This window comes from Pseudomonas sp. GM80 (assembly GCF_000282515.1).
Lineage (GTDB): Bacteria > Pseudomonadota > Gammaproteobacteria > Pseudomonadales > Pseudomonadaceae > Aquipseudomonas.
This window is the reverse complement of record NZ_AKJD01000227.1, coordinates 1-4,255: the sequence shown is the minus strand read 5'-3', so window position 1 is coordinate 4,255 and position 4,255 is coordinate 1. Positions and strand designations below refer to the sequence as shown.

At 60.9% G+C, this 4,255-nt stretch carries 5 protein-coding genes; 3 read left to right on the top strand and 2 right to left on the bottom strand.

The features are described from left to right. Positions 1-25: 25 nt before the first annotated feature. Together PMI37_RS27270 and PMI37_RS27265 are read right to left on the bottom strand one after the other, a co-directional pair. Positions 26-1,105: an endonuclease/exonuclease/phosphatase family protein gene (locus tag PMI37_RS27270; protein WP_008087375.1), complete on the bottom strand. Its 1,080-nt coding sequence runs from the start codon at positions 1,103-1,105 to the stop codon at positions 26-28. Positions 1,106-1,180: 75 nt separating this feature from the next. Beyond that, the gene (locus PMI37_RS27265) at positions 1,181-1,855 is read right to left on the bottom strand and encodes a YciC family protein (RefSeq protein ID WP_008087373.1); all 675 of its coding nucleotides are present in this window, start codon (positions 1,853-1,855) and stop codon (positions 1,181-1,183) included. 178 nt (positions 1,856-2,033) lie between these two features. Between PMI37_RS27265 and PMI37_RS27260 the strand changes: the two genes are divergently transcribed. The 3 genes from PMI37_RS27260 (at position 2,034) to PMI37_RS27250 (ending at position 4,182) form a co-directional block, all read left to right on the top strand. Further along, the gene (locus PMI37_RS27260; RefSeq protein WP_008087371.1) at positions 2,034-2,780 is read left to right on the top strand and encodes a DUF2076 domain-containing protein; all 747 of its coding nucleotides are present in this window, start codon (positions 2,034-2,036) and stop codon (positions 2,778-2,780) included. A 292-nt stretch (positions 2,781-3,072) separates the two neighbouring features. Beyond that, positions 3,073-3,552, top strand: coding sequence for a LabA-like NYN domain-containing protein (locus PMI37_RS27255; RefSeq protein WP_007949802.1), 480 nt, complete (start codon positions 3,073-3,075; stop codon positions 3,550-3,552). 24 nt (positions 3,553-3,576) lie between these two features. Next, the gene (locus tag PMI37_RS27250) at positions 3,577-4,182 is read left to right on the top strand and encodes a 3'-5' exonuclease (RefSeq protein WP_008087369.1); all 606 of its coding nucleotides are present in this window, start codon (positions 3,577-3,579) and stop codon (positions 4,180-4,182) included. Positions 4,183-4,255 lie beyond the last annotated feature (73 nt).

Sequence of the window (4,255 nt, the reverse complement as noted above, 5' to 3'; positions counted from 1 at the left end):
GGCAGCTCCTACAGGGGGGTGTTGTTTATGGGGCGGCGGGGAGGAGGAAGCGGGCGATGACCGGCAGATGGTCGGAAATGCGCAAGGTATCGTCCTGGCGCACCGTCGCTTCGATCCGTTTGATTTTCGGGCTGTAGAACAGGTAGTCCACCGTGCGATCCGGGCCATTCAGGCCGGGGTCGTTGGGGTAGTGCGTCAGCCACTGCGCACGGTCAATGCCGCCGGCCTCGTTGTTGGTCGGGATCATCGGGTACTTGTCCCACAGCAGATGCAGTTCGCTGTCGGTGGAGTAGGGCGTACGCCGTTCGACCGGCAGGCGACGGTATTGCCCGAGCGGCAACAGGTTGAAGTCACCGCCGATCAGCCATGGCAGGCCCTGGCTTTCATATTTGTCGAGGACCTTGGCCACGGCGCTCACTTGCGTCTGCAAGGTGCTGTCCGGCTGGCTGGCGCGTTCCAGGTGCGTATTGAATACGGTCAATTGTCCGCCATCGCTGAGCGGCAGCTTGGTCGCGAGCAAGGCATCTTTGGGCTGAAACTGACGGCTGATGAAGTTCGCCGAAGCCACCGGCAATTGCAGGCGTTCGGCGTGTTCGATGCGGTAGCGGCTGAGGGTCGCCAGTTGCCGGCCGACACTGCCGAAGATATGCCGATCAGGAACGAAGTCAGCCTTCCAGTCAAAAGCGCTGACGCTGCACGGATACAGGTCGGCGACCCTTTCCTGCAGCAGTTTGAGCTGATCCTGATAATCGCTGGCCTTGGCGCCGTCATCCAGCTCCTGCAGCAGCACCACATCGGGCTGCTCATCACGGATCACCCGCGTCACTTCATCAAGGCTGAAGGCCATGTCTTCCGGTGTCGGCGATTCGTCGTCGCCCTGGGCCAGGTCATTCCAGAACACGTAGCGCTTGCCGGCAAGAAACTGCACGTTCCAGGTCATGACTTTCAGCGCTTGCCCCGGCACCAGCGTCGGCGGTTTCCCGGTACAGCTGACCGGCAGGGTTTCGCGGGCATCGGGGCGCCAGGTCAGGCTGAAAATCAGCCCGCCGATCAGGGCGATGGCGAGCACAACAAGCAACAGGGTGTAGCGCAGTAGACGGGTCATGGCTCGGCTTATAGCGTTACAGAAAGTGGCCCCGAGCATACCTGAGGGCGGTCGCCATGCCCAAGCGCTGCGCTGTCAGACCGCTCCGTCACGTTTGTCAGGCAATTCGCTGATGAGCATGAACAGGCGAAACAACACCACGCTGGTGAACAGTTGCAGGAAGCTGTGGGCGCTTTCGATCAGCACGGCAATCGCCGGGTTCTGCGGCTCGGGATAGACCGCCAGCGTCGCGCCCTTGAGCAGCCACAGTGGCGTCATCACACACAGAATGCACAGCAGAATTCGCCAGAAATGCCCGCGGGTCAGGCGCAGGCTTTCTTTCATTGCCTGCAACGGGGCGAGGCCGCGCAGCACCAGCAGGTACTCACCGAACGCGAGCATGACCATCAGTATCAGGCCCGGCAGGAAGTACAGCGACAGGCCGAGCAAGATCAGCAACGTGTTCAGTGCGGTCAACAGCGCGAAACGCGGCCACAGGCGGGCCGACATCGCCAGCAGATCAAGGGTGCGCGGCGACTCGCCACGGGTGCGGGCGTCGAGAAAAAGGATTAGTGCAGCGGTGTAGAGCGGATAGACCAACAGGCCGACGACCACACTGACCGAGGAAAAACTGTCCGGGTCGGTGTTGTGATCGACCACTTGCTGCAACAACGCTTCGAAAATCACCAGCGGCAGACACAACTGCACGATGCTGCCCAAATGGCGTTTGAAAAAATACAAAGAGTCGCGCAGTACTTCGAGGGCATTCATCAGTCGGTATCGCAGGTCGAAAACAGTGGCTCACTTTAACCGATGATGCGCGCGGCGGCACAAACGTAAACATTCGGTAAAGGTCATTGAAACGTTTTGTCACTGTCTCCATTACAGGAGAGCACCTTGTCCGATGTGGGCGAGGGCAATGTTATCCCCGGCAATCTACGAGGTCGCCATGAACAGCGAAGAGCAAACCCTGATCGATGGACTGTTTTCCCGGCTGCAACAGGCCGAAACGGAGGCAGCCCCGCGCGACGCCCAGGCCGAGACGCGGATCAAGGAACACCTGAACCGCCAGCCGGCGGCAGGTTATTTCATGACCCAGGCGATTCTGGTGCAAGAGGCTGCGCTGAAGAGCCTCGATGAGCAGAACAAACAACTGACCCAACAAGTCCAGCGTTTGCAGGCTGAATTGCAGTCGGCCAAAGCGCAGAGTGACGCGCCTGCCCCGAGCGGTGGTGGCGGTTTTCTCTCGAGTATTTTCGGTGGCAGCCCGCGTCCGGCGCCGACCCAAAGTGCTGCCCCGTCGTCCACGGGCGGCTGGCGTGAACCGGCCCCGCAGCAGAGTTTCGGTGCGCCTGCGCCACAACAGAACTTCGGCGCAGCGCCGCCCAACTATGCGCAACAAGCGGCTCCGGCAGCGGGCGGCAGCTTCCTCGGTGGCGCCTTGAAAACCGCCGCCGGCGTGGCGGGTGGTGTGATGCTGGCGCAGGGCATCAGCAGCCTGTTCCATCACAACCAGCAGCCGGAAGAAATCGTTGAAGTGATCAAGGAAGAACCGGCGCAGGTGGCCGACCAGAGCAACAACGGCTGGGGCGATGATCAGCGCATGGCCGGCAACGATCAGGGCGGGTTCACCGACACCGATTACAGCAGCGACGACAACTCATCTTTCTTCGATGACGACGACTCCTTCGTCTGACACCTACATTTCTCAGATTTGACACCAAACCTGTGGTGAGGGGATTTAGCGAAACGTCGCACCGCCCCGTTGGGCAGCGGAGCGGCCCCAGTTTTTGGGACTGCTGCGCAGCCCATCGGGGCGGTGCGACGTTTCGCTAAATCCCCTCGCCACATTCACCACTCGTCAGTAGCACCTCGGCGCCTGCCAGTGATTATTCGCTGAACCTTCCTCATGGCTGGCATACTGAGCGCCTTTTTCGGGCCCCGCGCCCGATCCCGCTTCGTGCGCTTGCGCGCCCACAGGAACTTCGGTGAAAAAAATCGCAGTGTTCGCCGACGTGCAGAACCTCTACTACACCGTGCGTCAGGCCTATGGTTGCCATTTCAACTATGCCGCGCTGTGGGCGGACATCAGCAAGGACGGGCAGATCGTCGAGGCCTACGCCTACGCGATCGACCGTGGCGACAGCAAGCAGCAGCAGTTCCAGCAGATCCTGCGTAACCTTGGCTTCACCGTGAAGCTCAAGCCGTATATCCAGCGCAGCGACGGCTCGGCCAAAGGCGACTGGGACGTCGGCATCACCCTCGACATTATGGACGCCGCCGACCACGTCGACGAAATCGTCCTGGCCTCCGGTGATGGCGATTTCGACATGCTGCTCGAACGCATCATCAGCAAACACGGCGTGCAAGCGGTCGCCTATGGCGTGCCGGGACTGACTGCCAACTCGCTGATTCGCGCGGCCAGCCGTTACGTGCCGATCGAAGGCGCGCTGTTGCTCAAGAATTGATTTTTGAACGGAGTTGAACCCGGTTTGGAACGCATTGCAGTCATCGACTTTGAAACCACCGGCCTCTCGCCGAACAGCAGCTGTCGCGCCACGGAAATCGCCGTGGTCATGCTGGAAAACGGCCGCATCGTCGAGCGTTACCAGAGCCTGATGAATGCCGGCGTGCGCGTTCCCGCGTTCATCGAACAACTGACCGGCATCAGCAACGCCATGCTGCGCACCGCACCGCCGGCCGAACAGGTGATGAACGAGGTCAACGAGTTCGTCGGCTGCACGCCACTGGTGGCGCATAACGCCTCGTTCGACCAGAAGTTCTGGGACTTTGAACTGGGCCGCATCAAGCGCACGCGGTTGCAGAATTTTGCCTGCTCGTTACTGCTGGCCCGACGCTTGATGCCGGCAGCGCCGAATCACAAGCTCGGCACGCTCACCACATTCGCGCGCCTGCCGCACACCGGCCAGGCTCACCGGGCCATGGCCGACGCCGAGATGGCGGCCAACCTGATGGCGCATCTGGCCGAAGAGTTGCGCCACAAGCACGGCGTGCGCGAGCTGTCGCACGACCTGCTGTGCAAACTGCAGAAAGTCCCCGCCGCGAAAGTCAGCGAACACCTGCAACGCTACCGCTGACGCCACCCGATCCTCTGTAGGAGCTGCCGAAGGCTGCGATCTTTTGATCTAGAGGTGAAAGATCAAAAGATCG